Annotated in this window: 2 protein-coding genes; one reads left to right on the top strand and one right to left on the bottom strand. The window is 69.8% G+C overall.

Annotated features, from left to right (window positions below):
• Positions 1-90: 90 nt before the first annotated feature.
• Entirely contained in the window at positions 91-750 is a 660-nt protein-coding gene (locus VR45_RS41530) for a hypothetical protein (RefSeq protein WP_052709765.1), read from the bottom strand.
• Positions 751-843: 93 nt separating this feature from the next.
• On the opposite strand from VR45_RS41530, the gene VR45_RS43515 reads away from it, so the two are divergent.
• Positions 844-936 (top strand): DUF397 domain-containing protein (locus VR45_RS43515; protein WP_159394574.1); only part of this gene is annotated, 93 nt, incomplete at its 3' end.

Raw genomic sequence — 936 nt, 5'->3', positions numbered from 1 at the left:
TCCTTCGTCACCGCCGTCCAGGATGGCGAGTTCGGCACCGTCTGAACCCCAGCACCACCGATGAGCCCCGACCGCTGAACCGGTCGGGGCTCACCTTGCTCTCCACCCGTGCGCGTACTCGATGTTCAGAACGCCGGGCCCCTTCACCGGCCCCTTCGCCGTCAGGTCCCCCGCGTGATGCAGCATGACGCTGTCGTACGCCGACCACGGAGTCCCCGCCAGCGCACGAGCCGGACCCTCCCGCACCAGCGAATGCACCCGCGCCCCCGTCCACCGGAACGCCTCCGCGCTCCCGGTCAAGAACAACGTCTCGGCCGCGAACCCGAACCTCAACTCGTCCCGCCGCCAGTCCTCGGGCTCCTTCTCCCCCGAGAAGTCCGTCTCCGGAATCTCCACCGTGTGCGGCCGCCCCGCCCCCAACCTCTCCCGGACCGCCTTCCACCGCGACACCGGAAACCCCAACCCGTTCTGCACCAGCACCAGATCCACCACCGACGACCTGAACCACCCAGGCAGCCCGCCAGGCCCCTCGCGCTCCGCCCGCAGCGGCACATACACCAGCGACCGCCGCGACCTCGCCGCCAACCCCCATGCCGCCGCCGTGCTCCGCGCCCCCTCCAGGTCCACGAACATGTCCAGCGACCATTCCTTCCGGAACAGCACAGCCCGCCCCGACCTCGGAACGGCCTTCACCACCCGGTACTCCTCGCCACCGTGCCGCACCCGGTGGACCGTCGTCCTCAACTCCACCCGGCAGTCCTACCCCGCCCGGACGCCATCTGTCCCCCGACTTTCCCTTCCCCTACCGTGGATCTCAGGCCTACAGAAGGGAACTCCTGGACCATGTCGTGGCGGAAGAGCACCTACAGCAACGGTGGCGGCGGCTGCGTCGAGATCGACGACGACTCCCCCGGCCTCGTCCCCGTCCGTGACTCC

The sequence above is a fragment of the Streptomyces sp. NRRL S-495 genome, assembly GCF_000966955.1.
In the GTDB taxonomy this organism is placed as follows: Bacteria; Actinomycetota; Actinomycetes; order Streptomycetales; family Streptomycetaceae; genus Kitasatospora; species Kitasatospora purpeofusca.
This window is presented reverse-complemented; position numbering and strand designations above follow the sequence as displayed.